Here is a 21,655-nt window from a genome sequence, read left to right as displayed (position 1 = left end):
TCAGCTCGCCGCGGAGCCGGTGGTGTCCAGGAGCTTCCGGTACCAGTCGCGCAGCTGGTCGCCGCCCTTGCCCTTCCACTCGGAGACGGCCTGCTGCATGTCGGAGACCTTCTTGCGGCCGCGGACGATGTCCTTCTCCAGCTGCTCGAAGTCGTTCATGAGGCCGGTCCACCGGGACGGCTCGGTGACGGTCATGCCGTAGAAGGACGACTTGCTCGTGACGGCGCCCATCCGCTGCTGCCACTCGACCATGGCCTTCGTGACCTCGGGGGTGTCGGGGTGGGCGACGTAGGGGGCGGGGCTGGCGACGAACATCCAGGAGCTGTTGACCTCCAGGTTGCCGGCGTCGTTCTTGACGGGCAGGCCGTCCTTGACGGTGTGGTGGACGCCCTCGACCCCGTAGTCGGTGAGCATGCGTTCCTTGGTGCCGTAGGGGGCGGCCGTGAAGTCGGCGATGGCGAGGACGTCCTCGACGACCGCCTTGGAGCTGCCCTTCCGCACGAAGGCCCAGATGTTGGCGGGGTTGGTGGCCCACAGCTTCGGGGTGCCGCCGGCGTGGCCGGGGATGTCCATCGCGGCCATGGCGAACGTCGGGTTCTGGGCGGCCTGTTCGGAGGTCTTGGCGTACCAGTGGGAGAGGTCGTTGTTGTAGATCAGGACCTGGCCGGCGGTGAAGCGGTTGCCCGTGTCCCCCTGGTTCTGGGCCTTCTCGTCGGGGTGGACGACGCCGGAGTCGAAGAGCTTGCGGGTCCACTCCAGGGCTTCGAGGTACTCCGGCGTCTCGATGCGGTTGACCAACTTGCCGTCGACGAGGTGCCAGCCCAGCGCCTTGTCGCTGCCGGGGAGCACGCCGAACATGTTGTACGCGGTCCAGGTCATGTCGCCGCAGGCCCACACCTTCGCCTTGGCGCTGGTGATCTCCTTGGCGAGGGCGAGGAACTCGTCGGCGCTCTCGGGGAGTCGCCAGCCCTTCGCGTCGAAGAGGTCCTTGCGGTAGAAGGGCGCGATGTTGGTGACGTAGGAGGCCGGCATGGGCAGGCCGCGGAGCTTGCCGCCGAAGATGGAGCGCTGCCAGGCGTCGGTGGGGATCGCCGCGAGGTTGGGGTACGCCTTGACCTTGTCGCCGGAGAGGTACGGGCCGAGGTCCTCGAACTTGGCGTTGATGGCGGTCGGGATCTTGCCGCCGAGGTTCCAGCCGGGGATGACGACGACGTCGGGGATCTCGCTGGAGGCGAGGACGGCGCCCAGCTTCTGGTCGTAGACGTTGCCGTCCTGGTTCTGCCAGGTGACGTCCGTGCCGATGGCCTCGTTCATGGCCTTGTAGTACGGGTTGCCGGGGGCCGGCGGAGTGCCCCAGAGCGGCGCCATGACGGTGAGGGCGGTGCCCTTGCCCTTCCTGACCGGCACCGACGCCTTGAGTTCCGCGCTCGGGATGGCGCGGGTGAAGCCGGCGGCCGAGCCGTTCCTCGGGGTGATGTCGGGGGTGACGACGGTGCCCGCGACGAACGTGGGAAGGATCTTCGCGGCGTCCTTGCCGGTGGTGGTGCCGTCCTTCTTCCCGGTGTCCTCGCCGCCGCCGCAGGCCGAGAGCAGCGGTACGCCGCCGGCCACCGCGGCTGCGACGGCGGTGGCCGTGAGGAAGCTCCTCCGGCTCGGGGCGGATCTCCGGGAGCCCGTGGAGACGGCGTTCGGCGTCATTGCGTCAACCCTTCATGGCACGCGCCAGGGCATACGGCGACCGAGGGGTCGCCGGCCGGCTGCGGTGGTGGAGATGGATCCGGCGGGGCGAAGCCCCGGGCGCCGTCGACCGTCGAGTCGAAGCGCTTCGACATTGCTGCGAGGTTAAGTGACCGTCACAGGCGCGGCAAGAGCCGTTCCCGAGATTCTCGGCCTTCGGGCCGCTTCGACAGCCCGCCAAGACCCCCTGCGCATAAGGGAAGTGGGCCGCATGCACGCCTTGACACCCACTGCCCGCCCACGCAGCATCGAAGCGCTTCGAAAACCTTCCTCCCTCCTCTGCCTAGGGATCCGCACGTGACCGCAGACCGGCCGCCCTTCCGTGACCCCGACCTCCCCGTCGCCCGGCGCGTCGACGACCTCCTCCACCGCCTCACCCCCGACGAACGCCTCGCCCTCCTCCACCAGTTCACGCCCGGCGTCGAGCGCCTCGGCCTCGCCACCTTCCGCACCGGCCAGGAGGCCCTGCACGGCGTCGCCTGGATGGGCCCGGCCACCGTCTTCCCGCAGGCCGTCGGACTCGGCGCGACCTGGCACCCCGACCTCGTGCGCCGGGTAGGCGAGGCGGTGTCCCGCGAAGCGCGCGCGATGCGCGCCAAGGACGACCGGGTCGGCCTCAACGTGTGGGCCCCGACGGTGAACCTGCTCCGCAACCCGCTGTGGGGACGCGGCGAGGAGGGCTACTCGGAAGACCCCCACCTCACGTCCGTGATCGCCACCGCCTTCACCCGCGGGCTGCGCGGCGACCACCCCCTGTACTGGCGCACCGCGCCCGTCCTCAAGCACTGGCTCGCGCACAACAACGAGGCCGCGCGCGACACCTCGTCGGCCTCCGTCCGGCCACGCGTGCTGCACGAGTACGACCTGCGGGCCTTCCGGGGCGCCGTCGAGGCCGGCGCTGTCGCCGGGGTGATGCCCGCGTACAACCTGGTCAACGGCCGCCCGAACCACCTCTCCCCGTACCTGGAGACGGAGTTGCGCGACTGGACGGACCAGGAGCTGCTCGTCTGCTCCGACGCGGGCGCGCCGTCCAACCTGGCCGACTCCCAGGCCTACTTCGCCACCCACGAGGAGGCCGTGGCGGCGGCACTGCGCGCCGGCGTCGACTCCTTCACCGACCACGGCACGGACGCCTCGATCATCCTGGGCCGGCTGCGCGGGGCCCTGGAGCGCGGACTGATCGACCACGAGGACGTGGACCGGGCGGTACGGCGGCAGTTGACCATGCGGTGCCTGCTCGGCGAGTTCGACCCTGACTCCGGCCCGTACGCCGACGAGGACCGCTTCGACACCCCCGAGCACCGCGGGCTGGCCCGCGAAGCCGCGGAGGCGGCGATCGTCCTGCTCAGGAACCAACCGGCGCCCGGCACCGGACCGCTGCTCCCGCTCGCCGACGACGGAGGCCGGATCGCGGTGGTCGGCCTCCTCGGCGACGCCTGCAAACTGGACTGGTACAGCGGCGCGCTGCTCCACCGCTCGTCCCCGCTCGACGGTCTCCGGGAGCGCTTCGGCGCCTACCGCGTCACCTTCGCCGAGGGCGTGGACCGCATCCGTCTCCGTACCGCGTCCGGCACCCGGCTGCGGGTCCCCGACGCCGGGGACGCGGAGCTCGTACCGGACACCGGGGCCGCCCTCGACCCGGCACTCGTCGCCGGCCGCACCGACCTGCCACCGCTGACCGCCGACGCGGAGGGCTCCGAACTCGCCCTCGTCGACTGGGGCGACGGTGTGCTGACGCTGCGCGCCCCCGACGGCCGCTACCTCTCGGTCGCCGAGGACGGCCTCGTCCGCGCCTCGGCGGACGAGCCCGGCGGCTGGGTCGTCCAGGAGACGTTCCGGCTCGAATCCCATGGGGACGGGCACCTCCTTGTGCACCTCGGGACGGGGGGCTACGTCTCTGTCGCCGCCGCGGGCGTGAAGGTTGCCGCCGATCGCACAACCGCCGAGACGTTCACGGTCGAGACGGTCGAGCGGGGCGAGGACGCGGTCACCCGCGCCGCCGCCGCGGCCGACGTGGTCGTGGTCGTCGCCGGCAACGACCCGCACCTCAACGGCCGCGAGACCGAGGACCGTACGACGCTCGCCCTCCCCGCCCACCAGGACCGCCTGTGGCGGGCCGCACACGCCGCCAACCCCCGGACGGTCCTCGTCCTCTCCTCTGCCTACCCGTACGCCGTCCCCGAAGCGGCGGCGACGCTTCCCGCGCTCCTCTGGACCGCCCACGGCGGCCAGGCGGCGGGCACGGCCCTCGCCCGCGTCCTCGCCGGCGACGTCTCCCCCGCCGGCCGACTCCCCCAGACCTGGTACGCCTCCGACGACGACCTGCCCGACATGCTCGACTACGACGTCATCGGCGGACGCCAGACCTACCTCTACTTCGACGGGACGCCGCTCTTCCCCTTCGGCCACGGCCTGACGTACACGACCTTCGGCTACGACGAACTGACCGCCGCCGTCGACGGACCCACGGTCCACGTCTCCTGCACCGTCACCAACACCGGCCCCGTCGCCTCGGACGAGGTGCTCCAGATCTACGCCCGCGCCGTCGCCCCCTCCGTCCCCCGCCCCCACCGCGCCCTCGTCGCCCACGACCGGACCCACCTCGCCCCCGGCACCTCCACCACCCTCACCTTCGAAGTGCCCCTGCCCGCCCTCGGCCACTGGGACGTGGCCCACGGCCGCTGGCTCGTCGAACCCGGCGCGTACGAGATCCAGGCCGGCCCGTCCAGTACGGACATCCGCCGCACGGTCCGCATCGAAGTGGCCGGCCCCACCCCGGCCCCACGCCCGGTCGTCCTCGAAGGCCTCGCGGCCGCCGACTACGACGACCAGTCCGCCACCGTCATCGTCGACCGCACCAAGACCTCGGGCGACGCGGTGACCCCGTCCTCACCGGACGCCCCCGGCACCCTCCTGTACCGCTCCTGCGACTTCGCCGGCGGTGTCACCGAGGTGGCCCTCGGCGTCGCGGGCGAAGGCGCGGTCGAGGTGTCGCTCCCCTCCGGCCGCCCGGTCCGCGTCGAGGTGCCGGACACGGGCGGCCCGTACGCGTACCGCACCCTGAACGCCCCCTTGGACGCCCAGGACGTCACGGACCTTCGCGTCATGCTCCACGGGTCGGTACGTCTCGCCCACCTGGACTTCCGCGGCTGACCCTCGCCCCGCAGCCCGAGGGCCCGGCATCGGAGCGCCTCCGCGAGCTGGTTCGGTCGGCCAAGGTCAGGAGCGTCAAGGGCATGTGGGACGGTCGCCGCTCCCCCAAACTGAACGGCGCCACCTGGACGAACGTGAAGGGGCGCGCCGCCGATTCGACGATGTGGTCGAGCTGCGCGGCCTGGTCTGCCGTGACCGTCACTCCGGTCTACCGCATGGCCAGGCACCCCGGGCCGGAGTCCGAGGTCACCATGACGGCGCGCTGCATGGAGGCGGGTGCGCGTGGGAGTCGGAGCCGACACCGCAGCCCGGGGCCGGCGCGATGGGGTGCGCGGCGCACACGGCGATCACGGGGCACACCAGGTTCGCCGTGTGCCTGGAGTGCATCGCGCTGGTGACGACGGAGCCCGCGGGTGGGGAGGGCGGTGGCTGGTGATCCCGTGCGACTAAGGACAGTGCGAGGTGGAGGCGAGGTGCGGTCGTTCCATACGGAATGCACGGCTCGCAGAGCGGGTGTGTACTGGAAGGGAGTGGGCGAGTGTCATAGGGCGCTGGAGACGACTCCCTGCAGTGGGTGCTGCCGTGCTGATGACTTCCGAGTCGCCGACGCCGCCTTCAGTGATCCACCACCCCTCCGCCTCGCGAGGGGACGGCACCAGTGCGGCACCACCGGGGCTGACCGTCGCGACAAGTCGAGCGGTAAGTCGAGCCATGAGTGAAACATTCAACACCGAACGTCTGCATGTCGGGGCCACCATTCCCGTAGGGGTCGGCCCGGTCGGGGTGGCGGTGGATGTCCACGACCAGGTGTTCGTCACGAACAGCGGAAGCGGCACGGTGTCGGTGGTCAAATCGACGACCAATACCGTGACCACCACCATCGGGGTCGGGTTCGGGCCGGTGAGCGTGGCGACCGATCCACAGTTCGGCGTTTTCGTGGCCAATGCCGGTGGCAGCACCGTGTCAGTGATCGACAGGTTCAATCACCCCGTCGCGACCCTCGACCTGGGTGGCCCCTCCGGACCGCCGCCCGGAACGGTGAGGGTGGCCGTCGATCACCTTCCGGGCCGTGCCTACGTGACCCATCACGTAGGGCAGAGGTTGTCGACGATCCACACGAGCGCCAACCCTCCCCTCGTCTGGCCTTTCGCCATGGAGGTCCAGGGTCCCTTGGGTATCGCGATCGATCCCGTGAAGCACGTCGCGTACGTGACGCAACCGGATCTCGGCACGGTGTCGGTGATCGATCCCGTGGCCGATGAGGTCACGGCGACGATTCCCGTGGGTCACCGACCCACCGGCATCTCGATCGACGCCCCCAGACGCCGTGCCTACGTAGCCGACTCCGGCTTCACGACGGTGTCGATCATCGACATGACGACCGGCGCGGTCCACGATGTCGACGTCGCCTCACATCCGGTCGCCGTGGCCGTCGACGCGAAGGGGAACGCGTACGTGAGCCTGTCCGACGGCGCGGTGAGGGTGATCGATGCGGAGTCGAGCAGTGTCAGTGCGGCGATTCCCGTCGGATCCAAGCCGGAGGGCTTGGCTGTCGAGCCCCACAGCAATCGTCTCTATGTCGCCAACAGGGGCGACGGCACCGTCTCGGCGATCGACCTCGCCGGCGGATAGCCGCCCCGGCGCGAGCGGCCGGGAGCGGCCGCACGGGTTCGCGGGTGAGTCCGCGCCCCGGTCACAACAGACCTGCACGGAGCCGTCGGTGGTGCTCTCGGTGGTTCCCGTACCGCCCGCCGCGGTGTACGAGGAGGGCGGGGACGGACAGGGGCAGGGCTGGCGATCAGATCGCGGACAAAATCTGACCTAGATGCCGCCTACTGTCGTCTGCGGCCAGGCAACGCGAAGGTTCGGCCACCGCTCAGTGCGGTGCTCACCTCAGCAGACAGCAGGCAAGGAGCGACGTGACAATTCTGGTTACTGGTGCGACGGGAACTCTGGGGAGCCACGTGGTCGAGCGGCTTCGGCACGCCGGACAGAGGGTTCGCGCGCTCACGCGTACCCCAGCTGCGGTGACCGGTCTGCCCGACGACGTCGAAGTGGTGGGCGGCGACCTCACGAAGCCGCAGACGTTGGCAGCGGCTCTCGACGGAGTCTCCGCCGTGCACCTGCTCGGAGCCACCGGGCACGACCACGCCCCGTTGCGTACAGGGCGGCAGATCATGGCGATGGCCGCCGAGGCGGGTGTACGGCGGCTGACGGTCTTGTCGGCCGGCGAAGAAGGGGAGTTGGAGCAAGCCGTGCGTGACAGCGGCCTGGAGTGGACGTTCGTCTGGCCGGTCGACTTCATGTCCAACGTGTTGGGATGGGCTGAGGTCATCCGCAATACGGGGGAGGTCCGCGAGCCGTACGCGAATCGCCGGACCGCTTCGGCCGACGAGACGGATGTCGCCGACGTTGTCGCTACCGTGCTTACCGGGGGCGGCCACGCGGGAAGGAGCCTCATCGTGTCGGGGCCCGAAGCGCTCACGCCGGCCGACAAGGTGTCCGCCGTCGCGGCGGCGACCGGCCGTGAGATCCGGTTCACCGAGCTGACCGATGATCAGGCACGTCGGCAATGGCGGGTCGAGGGCTGGCCCGAGGAGGGCATCGAGTTCATGCTGCGCATGTGGGCGACCGTCCCCGAGACCGTGGCCAGGGTGACTTCAGCGGTCGAGGAAGTCGTCGGCCGTCCGCCGCGGACCTTCGCCCAATGGGCCGCTGCACACGCTGACGCCTTCCGCCCCTGACAGGGGTCCCGTGGCGGATCGCGCGCGACGGGTTCGTCCAGGTCCAGCGGAGTACGGGACACAACCGCCGACCGTCCTCGCAGGGCTTCACCCAGCGCAGCCGTCCGGGAGCCACCGCCTTCCGGACGCACGGCCGCTCGGCGGCGGCGGATTTCAGGGGGAGATCCTCAACCACCGCACGACGGGCCGAAGTCGATGCTGCCTCGGGAGTGGCCGTGACGGCGTCAGCCCTGGCCGTCACGCCCGTCTACCGCATGGCCAGGCACCCCGGGCCGGGGGCCGGGTTCACCGTGACCGCGCGCTGCGTGGACGGCGGGTGCGCGTGGAAGTCGGAGCCGACCCCGCTGCCCTGTCCGGGGCCGGCGGGGTCGGATGCGAGGCGCACGGCGTGGCCGCGGGGCGCGCCACGTTCGCCGCCCGTGTGGAGTGGATCGCGCGCGTGACGACTTGGGGCACGGGCAGAGGAGGCGGTGGCTGACGCGGCCGGGGCTCGCTTCTCCTGCTCAGCCGCGGAGGGTGTCGATGGCCTTCTCGATGCGACGTCGGCGCGTGTCGGCCCCCTTCGCGCTCTCGATGGCGAGCACGTGCCGGCGCTTGTGGGTGTGGGAAAGGCTGTCGTATGCGGCGCGGATGAAGGGGTCTTCGTCCAGGGCCGCGGCGAAGTCCGGCGGCTCGACGACGACGCGGGGCTCGGTGTCGAGCTCCAGCTCGACCTCGACCTCCTCGCCGGTCTCGACACCCGCGGCCTCGCGGTTGGCTTTGCTGAGGCCGATCAGGTGGCGGCCCCGCATGATGGCGATCCTGCTCTTCCAGGAGTGGCCGTTGACGGTGATCGTCACCGGCGGGCGGGCGCCTCCGTCGAGCGCGGCCACCACCTCGGGCGGAACTTCCAGGCCGCGCATGCGCTCGGGCGGCTCGACGTGGGACAGAAACTTCATGGTCTTCCTCCTGTTGGTCTGCCGGTTCGCCGCGGGCCCGGCCGCCGGCTCCGACGGCCGGGCACCGGCGGGCCCGAGGATCGTAGCGTCGGGCTTCCGTGCCCCGTCGGCACATCTCGGCCGCGTCGTGGGCCAGTTCCCGTCCTGGGCGCCTCCGGGTTCCAGGATCCGCACCACGCAGGGGAGTTCGGTGTCCGTCGCTTCCGCGTGTGGGCTGTCCGGGTGCAGGCGGCCCCGCCCCGGACGGGCTGGACGAAGGCTTTGACCAGGGGCACTCCTCCGGGCTCGCCGAGCGCGGAGCGGAGGGGCCTGTTCCGCCAACCCGGTCGGCAAGCGCGGCGCTTGAGAGCTCCGACGGACGGGGCCAAAGATCATTTACAGGGCATACTCGTGTGATCATGAACGGCGATTCCGGCCGCTCGCCGGATCTCTCCTATCGATTGCAGAGGACTATGAAGCCCACCGCGTTCGTCCGTGCCCGGCACGGACTGCTTGTTCTTGCCGCCTCCCTCGGAATCGTCTTCGGCCTCTCGGCCGCTCCGGCCCAGGCAGCCGGTCCGGACTACTACCTGGCCACCGTCGAGATCCGCGCGGAGCACTCCGGCCAGTGCCTCGAGGTCGCGGACTGGAGCAAGGCGAACGGCGCGGCCGTCCGCCAGTGGCCCTGCACCGGTGGCGACAACCAGAAGTGGCACCGCTACTCCCCCGCGGGTGACCCCGGGGCGTACTACTACGTGAACGCCAACAGCGGCAAGTGCCTGGAGATCGGCGGCTGGGCGCGCTACAACGGTGCGCCCGCGAACCAGTGGGACTGCCACTGGGGCCTCAACCAGACCTTCCACGGCCAGTTCAACTTCGTCATGGACTTCTCGTACGCCGCGAACAAGTGCCTGGAAATAGCCGACTGGAGCACGCAGGCGGGCGCCCCCGCGCGGCTGTGGTCGTGCACCACGGGTGCCAACCAGTCGTTCGGCATCAAGGCCGTGGACTGGTAGACCCCTGGCCGGGCGTCGGGCAGCTGCCCGACGCCCGCTCGTTCACACGGATGAACAGTCAGTTGCGCCGGATGGACACCCGTCCCCGGCGCACTCTTCGTGCAGGGCGCATCCGCGGTCCCGAAGAAGCGCACCGTCAGTGCCGAGCGCGAGGTGCCCCAGGTCAGTTCCCGTCCTCGACGCCTCCGGGTCCCAGGGCCCGTACCGCGTAGGGAAGTTCGGTGTCCGTCGATTCCACGTGCAGGCCGTCCGGGGTGCGGGTCACCCGGTAGACCGCCGCCGGGGCGCCCCCGTGGTCCGGGACCGTGACGGTGGTCGTGGTGCCAGGTGGGGCTCCGGGGGCCACCAGGAGGGTCAGGCCGTCGAGCCAGGCGCCGTCGGGGCGGGAGGCGTCGGCGGCGAGGGGGAGGACGGCGCCGGGGCGGACGTAGAGGGGGAGGTCGTGGAGGTCGTGGGTCTCGTGGCGCCAGGCGGGGCCGGTGACCGTCTCGCCGGTGAGCAGGTGGGTCCAGGCGCCCTCGGGGACGTACACCTCGACGGTGCCGCCGGGGCTCATCACGGGTGCCACGAGGAGGTCGGGGCCGAGCATGTACTGGCGGTCGAGGGTGCGGCAGGCGGGGTCGTCGGGGAATTCGAGGAGCATGGGGCGCATGAGGGGGACGCCCGTCGTGTGGGCCTCGACGGCGGCGGCGTACAGGTAGGGCATGAGGCGGTGCTTGAGGCGGGTGAAGCGGCGGGCGACGGCGACGGCGGTGTCGCCGAACTCCCAGGGGACGCGGTAGGAGTCGCTGCCGTGCAGTCTGCTGTGCGAGGAGAGGAGTCCGAAGGCGAGCCAGCGGGTGAAGACCTCGGGGTCGGGGGTGCCCTCGAAGCCGCCGATGTCGTGGCTCCAGAAGCCGAAGCCGCTGAGGGAGAGGGAGAGGCCGCCGCGCAGTGACTCGGCCATGGCCTCGAAGGAGGCCCAGCAGTCGCCGCCCCAGTGCACGGGGAACTGCTGGCCGCCGGCGGTCGCGGAGCGGGCGAAGAGGACGGCCTCGCCGGTGCCGCGCTCCTTCTCCAGGAGTTCGAAGACGGTCCGGTTGTAGAGCTGGGCGTAGTAGTTGTGCATGCGGGCGGGGTCGGAGCCGTCGTGCCAGACGACGTCGGTCGGGACGCGCTCGCCGAAGTCGGTCTTGAAGCAGTCGACGCCCTGGGCGAGCAGGGGGCGCAGCTTGTCCTGGAACCAGGTCCTGGCCTCGGGGTTCGTGAAGTCGACGAGGGCCATGCCGGGCTGCCAGAGGTCCCACTGCCAGATGTCGCCGTTCGGCCGGCGGACCAGGAGGCCGCGCTCGGCGCCCTCCGCGAAGAGCTCGGACTTCTGGGCGATGTAGGGGTTGATCCAGAGGCCGACGCGCAGGCCGCGTTCCTTGAGGCGGGCGATCATGCCGGCCGGGTCGGGGAAGGTCCCGGGGTCCCAGCGGAAGTCCGACCACTGGTACTCGCGCATCCAGAAGCAGTCGAAGTGGAAGACGGAGAGCGGGATGTCGCGCTCGGCCATGCCGTCGACGAAGGAGGTGACGGTCGCCTCGTCGTACCGGGTGGTGAACGACGTCGTCAGCCACAGGCCGAAGGACCAGGGCGGCGGCAGGGCGGGGCGGCCGGTCAGCGCGGTGTAGCGGGCGAGGACCTCCTTGGGGGTGGGGCCGGCGACGACGAGGTACTCCAGGGTCTGGTCCTCGACGCTGAACTGGACCTGGCCGACGGCCTCGGACCCGACCTCGAAGGAGACGCGTCCCGGGTGGTCGACGAAGACGCCGTAGCCGCGGGAGGAGAGGTAGAAGGGGATGTTCTTGTAGGCCTGTTCGCTGCTGGTGCCGCCGTCGGCCTGCCAGATGTCGACGCTCTGGCCGTTCTTCACGAAGGGCGTGAAGCGTTCGCCGAGGCCGTAGATCTGCTCGCCGACGCCGAGCGCGAGCTGGACGGCCATGTGGTGGGCGCCGTCGGGGGTGGTGACGAACGCGGTGCCCTTGCGGCCGGCCTCGGTGAGGGGCCGCCCGTCGGCGTCCGTGAAGTGCAGCGTCCAGGGCGCCGAGCGGTCGAGGCGCAGGCGCAGCGGCCCGGAGGCGAGTTCGACGACGGGTCCGTCCTCGCGCACCGCGCCGGCGGCCGGTCCGCCGTCCGCGAGGGCGAAGTCCGGTCCGCGGCGGGTCTTTCCGGCGTGGTGGGTGACGCGGACCCCGATGACACCCTCGGCGTGGGCGCGGCACTCCACGGTCAGGAGGGCCGAGTTCAGGGTGTCGCCGCGGGTCAGGACCCGCTTGACGGAGGCGTGGGCGGTGAAGCGGTCGACTTCGGTGCGCAGGTCGCGGACTTCGGTGGCGTACGAGGCGTGGACACCCTCGCGCATCAGCCAGAAGCCGTCGGTGAACTTCATGCTGGTCCTTGGGGACGGGGTCGGAGGGGCTCCACGGAGCCCCCAATAGTTATCCCAGAAAACAAAACGGTGAACCAGCCCCGCCGACCCCTGGACCTCCCTCGACAGAAAACGCTTTCACGAACCGTGTGCGAAGCATTGACGAAACACGAACGCCCCCCTAACTTCATGCCCGTTGCACTTCGTACGTCATATATGAGACGCGATACACGAGATCTGAGAGTGCTCCATGGCCTTCGCCCCCAGCCCCATCCCCTCCCGCACCCAGTACGTCCTGGAAGCGATCAAGCACGACATCCTCACCGGAGGGCTCAGACCCGGCCAGGCGCTCGTGGAGACCGAACTCGCCGCGCGGTTCGGGGTGTCGAAGACCCCGGTCCGCGAGGCGCTCAAGACCCTCGCGGGCAGCGGGCTCGTGGTGATGAGCCAGTACAAGGGCGTCACGGTCCGCATGGTCGACGCGGACATGGCCCGCGCCGTCTACGACGTACGGCTGCTCCTGGAGCCCGAGGCGGTCCGCCGCGCCGTCGCCTCGGGCGCCCCCCTCGACGCGGCCCACGAGGCGCTGCGCCGGGCCGCCGGAGCCGAGGATCCGGCGGAACGCTCCCTGGCCAACCGGGAGTTCCACCGGTCCTTGTACCTGCCCTGCGGCAACCCGCTCCTCGGCCGGATGCTCGACGAGGTCCGCGACCAGGCCGCCCTGGTCTCCACGGTCGCCTGGGCCGCCGTCCCCTCCTGGGAACGCGAGGCCTCGGAGCACGAGGAGATCCTGCGACTCGCCGTCGCGGGCGACGTCGAAGGGGCCGGCCGCGCCGTGCACGACCACATCGCCTCGTTCGTCGAACGCGCCTTCCCATAGCGGGCGCCTGCCGGCCGCGCGGGGCCCGCGGCCCGGCCACCGCGAAACGGCCACGGCCAACCGGCCACCGGCACCGCCACTGCACCGGCCACCGGCCACCGCGGCCGGCCCCCGAAGCGCGACCACCGCGAACGACCACCGCAACCGACCCCCGAAGCGCGACCACCGCGACCGACGACCGCGACCAGCCGCCGAAGTCCGGCGCCGACGCGACCGCGCCGCCCAGCCACCTCCCCCCTGAACAGCGGGCGGGCGCCCACGCCGTGAGCACCCGGCCCGTGAGTGAACTGCGAGGCACCATGGAATTCGAGACACTGAGGGCCGCCCTCGCCGATGTCGTGGCGATCCCGGTCACCCCCTTCGCCGAGGACGGCTCGGTCGACACCGCCGCCCACCGCGCCCTGCTGCGGCGGCTGCTCGACGGCGGGGTGCGCACCCTCACCCCGAACGGCAACACCGGCGAGTTCTACGCCCTCGCCCCCGAGGAGCGTCGAGCCGTCACCGAGGCGACCGTCGAGGAGGCGGGCGGCCGCGCCGTGATCCTGGTCGGCGTCGGCCACGACGTGCCGACCGCGGTCGAGGCCGCCCGGCACGCCCACGCCACCGGCGCCGACATGGTGATGGTCCACCAGCCCGTCCACCCGTACGTCTCCGAGAGCGGCTGGGTCGACTACCACCGGGCCATCGCCGAGGCGGTCCCGGAGCTCGGTGTCGTCCCCTACATCCGCAACCCGCTCCTGAGCGGGGCCCGGCTGGCGGAGCTCGGCGCCGCCTGCCCCAACGTCGTCGGGGTGAAGTACGCGGTGCCGGACGCGGCCCGGTTCGCCGGCTTCGCCCGGGACGCGGGCCTCGACCGGTTCGTGTGGGTGGCGGGTCTCGCCGAGCCGTACGCTCCCGCGTACTTCGCGAGCGGCGCCACCGGCTTCACCTCCGGCCTGGTCAACGTCTCCCCCGCGCTCTCCCTGGAGATGCTGCACGCGCTGCGGGCCGGCGACTACCCGACCGCGATGAAGGTGTGGGAGCGGATCCGCCGCTTCGAGGAGCTGCGGGCGGCGAACGGCAGTGCCGACAACGTGACCGTCGTCAAGGAGGCCCTCGCCTCCCTCGGCCTGTGCCGCCGCGCCATCCGGCCGCCAAGCCGCGAACTGCCCGACGCGGCACGGGCCGAGGTCGCGGCCATCGCCGGCGGGTGGCCGATATGAGCCACGAGCCCGCCGGCACCAGCCCCGAACCCGACGAGACGAGCCACGTGCCCGACGAGACGAGCCACGAGCCCGCCGGCACGAGCCCCGGACGCGACGAGACGAGCCCCCCGCCCACCGACGCGGGCCCCGCGCCCACCGACGCGGGCGACGGGCCCGGCGGCGCGGGCCGGAAGCCCGAGGAGTTCCGCAGTCACCAGTGGTACGGCACGGACGGGCTGCGCTCGTTCAGCCATCGCGCGCGGACCCGGCAACTCGGGTACCTGCCCGAGGAGCACCTCGGCAAGCCGGTGATCGCGATCCTGAACACCTGGTCCGACATCAACCCCTGCCACGTCCATCTGCGCGACCGGGCCCAGGCCGTGAAGCGGGGGGTGTGGCAGGCCGGCGGCTTCCCGCTGGAGTTCCCGGTGTCCACCCTGTCGGAGACCTTCCAGAAGCCGACGCCGATGCTGTACCGCAACCTCCTGGCCATGGAGACGGAGGAGTTGCTGCGCTCGTACCCGGTGGACGGGGCCGTCCTGATGGGCGGCTGCGACAAGACGACGCCGGCGCTGCTCATGGGCGCCGCCTCGGTGGACCTGCCGACCGTGTTCGTGCCGGCCGGTCCGATGCTGCCGGGCCACTGGCGGGGCGAGACGCTCGGCTCCGGCACGGACATGTGGAAGTACTGGGACGAGAAGCGGGCGGGGCTGATCGGCGACTGCGAGATGGCCGAGCTGGAGAGCGGGCTCGCCCGCTCCCCCGGTCACTGCATGACGATGGGCACGGCGTCCACGCTCACCGCCGCCGCCGAGACCCTGGGCGTGACGGTGCCCGGCGCCTCGTCGGTGCCGGCCGTCGACTCCGGGCACGACCGGATGGCCGCCGCGTCGGGCCTGCGGATCGTCGAGCTCGTACGGCGTGACCTGCGGCTGTCGCAGGTGCTGACCCGGGAGGCGTACGAGGACGCGGTCGCCGCGGTCCTGGCGCTCGGCGGCTCGACCAACGCGGTCATCCATCTGATCGCCATGGCCGGGCGCTCCGGGGTGACGCTGACGCTCGACGACTTCGACCGGATCGCCAGGACCGTGCCGGTGCTCGCGAACCTGCGGCCCGGCGGACGGTACCTGATGGAGGACTTCCACTTCGCGGGCGGCATGACGGGGTTCCTTTCCCGGCTCACCGACGTGCTGCACCTGGACCGGCCGACCGTCTCGCACACGAGCCTGCGCGAGCAGCTCGCCGGCGCCCTCGTGCACGACGACGAGGTGATCCGGGACCGGGCGAGGCCGCTGGCCGCCGAGGGCGGGGTCGCGGTGCTGCGCGGCAACCTCTGCCCGGACGGCGCCGTCATCAAACACATCGCGGCCGAGCCGCGGCTGCTGAAGCACACCGGCCCGGCGGTCGTGTTCGACGACTACCGGACGATGCAGCGGACCATCGACGACCCGTCGCTCGGCATCACCGCCGACCATGTGCTCGTGCTGCGCGGCGCGGGGCCAAAGGGCGGCCCGGGCATGCCCGAGTACGGGATGCTGCCCATCCCCCGGTACCTCCTGGAGCAGGGCGTGCGGGACATGGTCCGGATCTCCGACGCCCGGATGAGCGGGACGAGTTACGGGGCCTGTGTGCTGCACGTGGCGCCCGAGTCCCATGTCGGCGGACCTCTTGCCCTCGTCCGTACGGGCGATACGATCACCCTCGACGTCGCGGCACGCTCCCTCCACCTGCACGTCACGGACGAGGAGCTGACCGGCCGTCGGGCCGTGTGGACATCACCGCCGGCCCGGTACGAGCGCGGCTACGGCGCGCTGTACATGGAGCAGATCTCCCAGGCCGACACCGGCTGCGATTTCACGTTCCTGGCCAGGTCCGGAACCACCCCCGATCCGTACGCGGGCTGACCCCCGCCCCGCACCCGATCCGTACGCGGGCCGAACCCGGCCCCGCACCACCCCCGATCCGTACGCGGGCTGACCCCCGCCCCGCACCGCCCCGTACCACCGTCCGAGAACCCGCCCCGCCCCGCCTGTCCGAAATCTCGAACGTCGTTCGCGAAGCGCTTCACCGAGAACGGAGCCGCCGTCATGGCCTCAGCTGTGACCCCACCGCCCCGAGCCGTCCCGGCACGGGCGCGCCGTCGCACGGGAGCGACCCCCCGCCGACTGCCGTACCTGCTGATCGCCCCCGCCGGACTGCTGATGCTGGGCTTCATCGCCTACCCGGTGCTCAGCGTCTTCTACTACAGCCTCCAGCACTACAACCCCACGAAGCCCTGGCGGAACGGGTTCGCGGGCCTCGACAACTTCACGCGGATCTTCACCGACGACCCGCACTTCTGGGGCACGCTGAGCTTCAGCCTCAAGTGGGTCGTGGTCGAGGTGACGCTCCAGCTGCTGTTCGGGCTCGCGCTCGCCCTCATCGTGAACCAGACCTTCGTCGGCCGCGCCCTGGGCCGGGCCCTGGTCTTCTCGCCCTGGGCGGTCTCGGGCGTGCTCACCTCGGCGATCTGGGTGCTGCTCTACAACTCCCAGACCGGCATCAGCCGTTATCTGGCGGACCTGGGCCTGGGCTCGTACGGCACGTCCTGGCTCTCCGACACGGCGACCGTGTTCCCCGCGGCCATCGTCGCCGACCTCTGGCGCGGGGTGCCGTTCTTCGCCATCCTCATCCTGGCCGACCTCCAGTCCGTACCGAAGGACCTGTACGAGGCGGCCGAGGTCGACGGGGCGGGCCGCATCCGCCAGTTCGTCCACATCACGCTCCCCCACATCCGGGACGCGATCGTCCTGTCGACGCTGCTGCGGGCGGTCTGGGAGTTCAACAACGTCGACCTGCTGTACACGCTGACGGGCGGCGGGCCCGCGGGCGAGACGACGACCCTCCCGCTGTACATCGCGCACACCAGCGTCGACGCCCACAACTTCGGATACGCCTCCGCCCTCACCACGGTGGCGTTCGTGATCCTTCTCTTCTGCTCGATGGTCTATCTGCGCCTGAGCAAGTTCGGAGGCGACGGCAAGTGACAGCCGAGTCCACCCTCAGCGCGGCCCCGGCCGCCCCCACGACCGCCCCGCAGGACGCCCCGCCGCCCGGCACGACCCCGCCCGCACCCGCCCGCGGCAGGCGCCGGGCCTGGGACGAGGTGCCCCGCTGGCAGATCTACCTGCCGCTGGGGATCTACCTCCTCTTCACCCTCGTCCCCTTCTACTGGATCCTGCTGTTCGCGCTGCGGCCCGCCGGCTCCACCTCGCTCGTGCCCTGGCCGATGACCAGCGCGCACTTCGAGAAGGTCTGGAACGAGCGCAGCTTCGGCGTCTTCTTCCAGAACAGCCTGCTCATCGGCGTCGCGGTCCTGGTGATGACGACGGTCGTCGCCCTCGCCGGCGGCTACGCGCTCGCCCGCTTCGACTTCCGGATCAAGAAGGGCTTCATGCTGGCCCTGCTCTGCTCCCAGTTCGTGCCGGGCGCGCTGCTCCTCGTACCGCTCTTCCAGATCTTCGCCGAACTGCGGATGATCAACTCGCTCGGCAGCGTCATCATCGCCGAGACCGTCTTCCAGCTCCCGCTGTCGATGATCCTCATCAGCGGCTTCATCAGGAACGTGCCGTACTCCCTGGAGGAGGCGGCCTGGGTCGACGGCTGCAACCGGTTCCACGCCTTCCGGATCGTCGTCCTGCCGCTGCTCCGTCCCGGCCTGGTCGCCGTCGGCTCGTTCGCCTTCGTCCACGCCTGGAACCACTTCCTCTTCGCCCTGATGTTCCTCAGCAGCCAGGACAAGCAGACCATCCCGGTCGGACTCAACACTCTGATGGGCGCCGACAGCGTCGACCTCGGCGCGCTCGCCGCGGGCGGGGTCATCGCCGCGGTCCCCGTCGTCGTCGTCTTCGCCTTCATCCAGAAGTGGCTGGTCACCGGCTTCAGCGCCGGGGCGGTGAAGGGATGAACGGCACCCACACGGACAAGGAAGACATGAACACCGCACGCACCCCGCTGCCGGTCGTCCTCGCGGGCGCCCGCGGCCACGGCCGCAGCCACCTCCTCAACATCCGCCGCCTCGAAGAGCGCGGGCTCGTCCGGCTCGCCGGGATCTGCGAACTGCGCCCGCTGGACGCGGCCGAACTGGACGGCATCGGGGACCCGGAGCAGTCCGCCGACTTCGAGGCGCTCCTCGCCTCCACCGGCGCCCGGATCGCCGTGCTCTCCACCCCCATCCAGACCCACGCCGACATGACCCTCGCCGCCGCCCGGCACGGGGCGCACATCCTCCTGGAGAAGCCGCCGGCCCCGTCGTACGCGGAGTTCCGCAGGATGGCCGACGGCGTCGAGGCGGCCGGCGTGGCCTGCCAGATCGGCTTCCAGTCGCTCGGCTCGCACGCCGTGCCGGCGATCCGCCGCATGGTCGAGGACGGCGTCATCGGCGAACTCCTCGGGGTCGGCGCGGCCGGCGCCTGGGTCCGCGACGAGGCCTACTTCCGGCGCGCCCCCTGGGCCGGACACCGGCGGCTGGGCGGCGTCGACGTCGTCGACGGGGCACTCACCAACCCCCTCGCCCACGCCGTCGCCACGGCGCTCGCGCTCTCCGGCTCCACGCGTGCCGAGGACGTCGAGCACATCGAGACCGAGCTGTTCCACGCCCACGCGATCGAGTCCGACGACACCTCCGCGGTACGGGTGGTGACCTCGGCCGGCACCCAGGTCACGGTCGCCGCGACGCTCTGCGCCGAGAAGTCCTCGGAGCCGTACGTGATCGTCCACGGCGCCCAGGGCCGGATCACCTTCTGGTACCGGCAGGACCGGGTCCTGCTCCAGCGCGCCGGACACGGCCCCGAGGAGACCGAGTACGGCCGCACCGACCTCCTGGAGAACCTCGTCGCGCACGTCACGGACGGCGAGCCGTTGTGGGTGCCGCCGGCGGCGACCGGCGCGTTCATGCGGGTCGTCGAGGCGGTCCGTACGGCCCCCGATCCGCTGGCCGTACCCGCCGCGCACTGGCACGCCGAGCCCGGCGAGAGCGCGCCGCGCCGGGTCGTCGGCGGCGTCGACGCGCTGGTCGACGCCGCCGCCGACGGGCTGCGGCTCTTCTCCGAACTCGGCGCCGCCTGGGCACCGTCGCGGCGGGCGGAGGTCCGATGAGCCCCGAACGGCCCACCGTGCTCCGCTGCGCGGGCCGCACCGTCGCCCGCTACACCACCCGGCCCGACCTCGCGGCCGACCACTCCCCCCGGCCCTACCTCCACCCCGTCACCACCCTCGCCGGCCGGGTGGTGACCGAGACCCTGCCCGAGGACCACCCGCACCACCTGGGCGCGGGGATCGCCGTGGCCGACGTCGCCGGCCACAACTTCTGGGGCGGACGCACCTTCGTCCGGGGCCGCGGTTCCGTGGAGCTCGACAACCACGGCGTCCAGCGGCACGACGGGTTCAAGCTGTGCGACCCGGACGGCTTCGTCGAGGAGCTCGGCTGGACGGTCGGCGGCGAGCGGCTGCTCCGCGAGCACCGCACCGTGGCGGTCACCGCCCTCACCGACTCCGCCTGGGCCCTCGACCTCACCTTCTCCCTCACGAACACGTCGGGGCGCGACCTCTCGATCGGCAGCCCCGCCACGAACGGCCGCCCCGGCGCCGCCTACGGCGGCTTCTTCTGGCGCGCGCCCAAGGAGGCGGCGGCGCCGTCGGCGTTCGGCCCGGACGCGGAGGGCGAGGAGGCCGTGCACGGCGTTCCGGCCGACTGGGTGGCCCTCGCGGGCGACGGCTGGACCCTGGTGTTCGCCGGGGCGACCGCGCAGACCCGCAGCGACCCCTGGTTCGTCCGCGCCGCGGAGTACCCCGGCGTCGGCTCCTCGCTCGCCCACTCCGGGCGCCTCGCGGTGCCGGCCGGGGAGACCTCGGTACGGCGGGTGGTGACCGTCGTCGCCGACGGCCGTCTCGACCGGCCCGCGGCCGCCGCCCTCGTCCGCAAGGCGGTGGCTTCATGACCGGGGCGGGCGCGGGCCGTCAGGACGGTGGCCCCGGGACCGGGGCGGCCACGGCCCCGGGGCCCGTCACCGGCGACCTGGGAGACGGCACGTACCGGAACCCGGTCCTGGCCGCGGACTGGTCGGACCCGGACGTGCTGCGCGTCGGCGAGGACTACTACCTGACGGCGTCGAGCTTCGGCCGCGCCCCGGGGCTGCCCCTGCTGCACTCGCGGGACCTGGTGAACTGGACGCTCGTCGGCCACGCGCTCGAACGGCTCGAACCGGCCGCCGCGTTCACCGTGCCCCGACACGACTGCGGGGTGTGGGCGCCGTCGCTGCGCCACCACGGTGGACGGTTCTGGATCTTCTGGGGCGACCCCGACCACGGGATCTACCAGGTCAACTCCCCCACCGTGCGCGGCCCGTGGACGGCGCCGCACCTGGTGAAGGCCGGCCGGGGTCTGATCGACGCCTGCCCGCTGTGGGACGACGCCTCGGGCGAGGCGTACCTCGTGCACGCCCTGGCCAAGTCCCGCGCCGGGGTCAACAACCGGCTCGTGGGGCACCGGATGAGCCCGGACGGCACGAAGGTCCTCGACGAGGGCGGCGTCCTCGTCGACGCCGACGGGATTCCCGGCTGGTTCACCCTCGAAGGACCCAAGCTGTACCGGCACGACGGCTGGTTCTGGATCCTGGCCCCGGCCGGGGGCGTGGCCACCGGCTGGCAGGGCGCGCTCCGGTCTCGGTCCTTCTTCGGGCCGTACGAGGAGCGGATCGTCCTGGCGCAGGGCGACACCGACGTGAACGGGCCTCACCAGGGCGGCTGGGTCCGCACCCAGCACGGCGAGGACTGGTTCCTGCACTTCCAGCAGTCGGGCGCGCACGGCAGGCTCGTCCACCTCCAGCCGATGCGCTGGGACGGGGACGGCTGGCCGGTGCTCGGCGACGGCGGCGCCCCGGTCCGAGTACACCGCAAGCCGGACCTGCCGGAGCAGCCGGCCGCGCGTCCGGCGGTGGACGACACCTTCCCCGGCGGGCGGTTCGGCCGTCAGTGGCAGTGGACCGCCAACCCGGAGGAGGGCTGGGCCACCCAGCACGCCGGTGACGGCCTGCGCCTCGGCTGCGTCCGTACGGAGCGCCTGGACGACCTGCGGAGCGTGCCGCACGTCCTCACCCAGCGGCTGCCGGCCGGGGCCCGGGTCGTCGAGGTCGGGCTGCGGCTCGACGGCCGGGCGCCGGGCGCCCGCGCCGGGCTCGTCGTCCTGGGCGACGCGTACGCCTGGATCGGCCTCGAACGCGCCCCGGACGGCACCGCCCGCCTCGTCCACCGCTTCGCCCCGGCCGACGCCGGCGCCGAACGGGACGCGGCCCGCTCCCTGCCCCTCGACGGGGACCGGGTCCGGCTGCGGATCGAGGTCACCGCGGACGCGCGCTGCCGTTTCTCGTACGCCTCCGACGGCGCCGCGGAACCGGTCCGGGTCGGGCCGGAGTTCGCGGCCACGCCCTGGCGCTGGGTCGGCGCGCTCCTCGGCCTGTTCGCGGGCGCCCCGGTGGGCGCGGGGCAGGCCGGGACGGCCGTGTTCTCCGCCTTCCGCGTCACCGCCTGAGCGCCCTCACCGAGGGCCCCCTGAGCTCCCCCACATCCCCATCCCCGCAACACCCCGAGAGAAGA

General features: G+C 72.1%; 16 protein-coding genes. 12 read left to right on the top strand and 4 right to left on the bottom strand.

Translation table 11 applies throughout. The annotated features are described in order from the left end of the window. Window positions 1-1,698, bottom strand: coding sequence for an extracellular solute-binding protein (locus OO54_RS25875; RefSeq protein ID WP_033207053.1), 1,698 nt, complete (start codon window positions 1,696-1,698; stop codon window positions 1-3). Window positions 1,699-2,034: 336 nt separating this feature from the next. Here OO54_RS25875 and OO54_RS25870 point away from each other — a divergent pair, with 336 nt between their 5' ends. Beyond that, entirely contained in the window at window positions 2,035-4,890 is a 2,856-nt protein-coding gene (locus tag OO54_RS25870; RefSeq protein ID WP_033207051.1) for a glycoside hydrolase family 3 C-terminal domain-containing protein, read from the top strand. On the opposite strand, the gene OO54_RS47525 is transcribed toward OO54_RS25870, so the two are convergent. Further along, window positions 4,841-5,092, bottom strand: coding sequence for a Scr1 family TA system antitoxin-like transcriptional regulator (locus OO54_RS47525; protein WP_267888941.1), 252 nt, complete (start codon window positions 5,090-5,092; stop codon window positions 4,841-4,843). The genes OO54_RS25870 and OO54_RS47525 overlap by 50 nt on opposite strands. A gap of 509 nt (window positions 5,093-5,601) precedes the next feature. Between OO54_RS47525 and OO54_RS25865 the strand changes: the two genes are divergently transcribed. Both OO54_RS25865 and OO54_RS25860 read left to right on the top strand, forming a co-directional pair. After that, window positions 5,602-6,522, top strand: a complete 921-nt coding sequence (locus tag OO54_RS25865) for a YncE family protein (RefSeq protein WP_033207050.1) — start codon at window positions 5,602-5,604, stop codon at window positions 6,520-6,522. A gap of 287 nt (window positions 6,523-6,809) precedes the next feature. Continuing rightward, complete coding sequence (locus tag OO54_RS25860) at window positions 6,810-7,634, top strand: NmrA family NAD(P)-binding protein (RefSeq protein ID WP_033207048.1); 825 nt, start codon at window positions 6,810-6,812, stop codon at window positions 7,632-7,634. Between the two features lie 503 nt (window positions 7,635-8,137). Here the strand turns inward: OO54_RS25860 and OO54_RS25855 are convergent. Further along, a complete protein-coding gene (locus tag OO54_RS25855) occupies window positions 8,138-8,572 on the bottom strand; it encodes a YdeI/OmpD-associated family protein (protein ID WP_033207046.1) in 435 nt (144 codons plus the stop codon). A gap of 452 nt (window positions 8,573-9,024) precedes the next feature. Between OO54_RS25855 and OO54_RS42525 the strand changes: the two genes are divergently transcribed. Beyond that, window positions 9,025-9,567 carry an RICIN domain-containing protein gene (locus tag OO54_RS42525; protein ID WP_051787179.1) on the top strand — a complete coding sequence of 181 codons (543 nt, stop codon included), beginning with the start codon at window positions 9,025-9,027 and terminating at the stop codon, window positions 9,565-9,567. A gap of 163 nt (window positions 9,568-9,730) precedes the next feature. Here the strand turns inward: OO54_RS42525 and yicI are convergent, their stop codons facing one another. Further along, window positions 9,731-11,980, bottom strand: a complete 2,250-nt coding sequence (gene yicI / locus OO54_RS25845) for an alpha-xylosidase (protein ID WP_033207044.1) — start codon at window positions 11,978-11,980, stop codon at window positions 9,731-9,733. A 229-nt stretch (window positions 11,981-12,209) separates the two neighbouring features. Here yicI and OO54_RS25840 point away from each other — a divergent pair, with 229 nt between their 5' ends. From OO54_RS25840 to OO54_RS25805, 8 genes are all read left to right on the top strand, one after another. After that, the gene (locus tag OO54_RS25840) at window positions 12,210-12,839 is read left to right on the top strand and encodes a GntR family transcriptional regulator (protein WP_033207042.1); all 630 of its coding nucleotides are present in this window, start codon (window positions 12,210-12,212) and stop codon (window positions 12,837-12,839) included. Between the two features lie 299 nt (window positions 12,840-13,138). Then, on the top strand, window positions 13,139-14,041 hold the full coding sequence (locus OO54_RS25835) for a dihydrodipicolinate synthase family protein (RefSeq protein WP_033207041.1): 903 nt from the start codon (window positions 13,139-13,141) through the stop codon (window positions 14,039-14,041). Continuing rightward, window positions 14,038-15,927 carry an L-arabinonate dehydratase gene (gene araD / locus OO54_RS25830; protein WP_033207039.1) on the top strand — a complete coding sequence of 630 codons (1,890 nt, stop codon included), beginning with the start codon at window positions 14,038-14,040 and terminating at the stop codon, window positions 15,925-15,927. The genes OO54_RS25835 and araD overlap by 4 nt, the downstream gene beginning before the upstream one ends. Window positions 15,928-16,110: 183 nt before the next feature. Further along, window positions 16,111-17,049 (top strand): carbohydrate ABC transporter permease, encoded by a 939-nt coding sequence (locus tag OO54_RS25825; protein ID WP_033207037.1) that lies wholly within the window; start codon window positions 16,111-16,113, stop codon window positions 17,047-17,049. Next, entirely contained in the window at window positions 17,046-17,969 is a 924-nt protein-coding gene (locus OO54_RS25820; RefSeq protein WP_033207035.1) for a carbohydrate ABC transporter permease, read from the top strand. Before OO54_RS25825 ends, OO54_RS25820 begins: the two co-directional genes overlap by 4 nt. 26 nt (window positions 17,970-17,995) lie before the next feature. Further along, on the top strand, window positions 17,996-19,159 hold the full coding sequence (locus OO54_RS25815) for a Gfo/Idh/MocA family protein (RefSeq protein ID WP_033207091.1): 1,164 nt from the start codon (window positions 17,996-17,998) through the stop codon (window positions 19,157-19,159). Continuing rightward, window positions 19,156-20,001 (top strand): DUF6807 domain-containing protein, encoded by an 846-nt coding sequence (locus tag OO54_RS25810; protein WP_033207033.1) that lies wholly within the window; start codon window positions 19,156-19,158, stop codon window positions 19,999-20,001. Before OO54_RS25815 ends, OO54_RS25810 begins: the two co-directional genes overlap by 4 nt. Beyond that, entirely contained in the window at window positions 19,998-21,590 is a 1,593-nt protein-coding gene (locus tag OO54_RS25805; RefSeq protein ID WP_234439243.1) for a glycoside hydrolase family 43 protein, read from the top strand. Before OO54_RS25810 ends, OO54_RS25805 begins: the two co-directional genes overlap by 4 nt. Window positions 21,591-21,655 lie beyond the last annotated feature (65 nt).

This window comes from Streptomyces wedmorensis (genome assembly GCF_000716445.1).
Lineage (GTDB): Bacteria > Actinomycetota > Actinomycetes > Streptomycetales > Streptomycetaceae > Streptomyces > Streptomyces wedmorensis.
The sequence above is the reverse complement of the archived record's forward strand: the minus strand, read 5'-3'. Positions and strand labels throughout refer to the sequence as shown.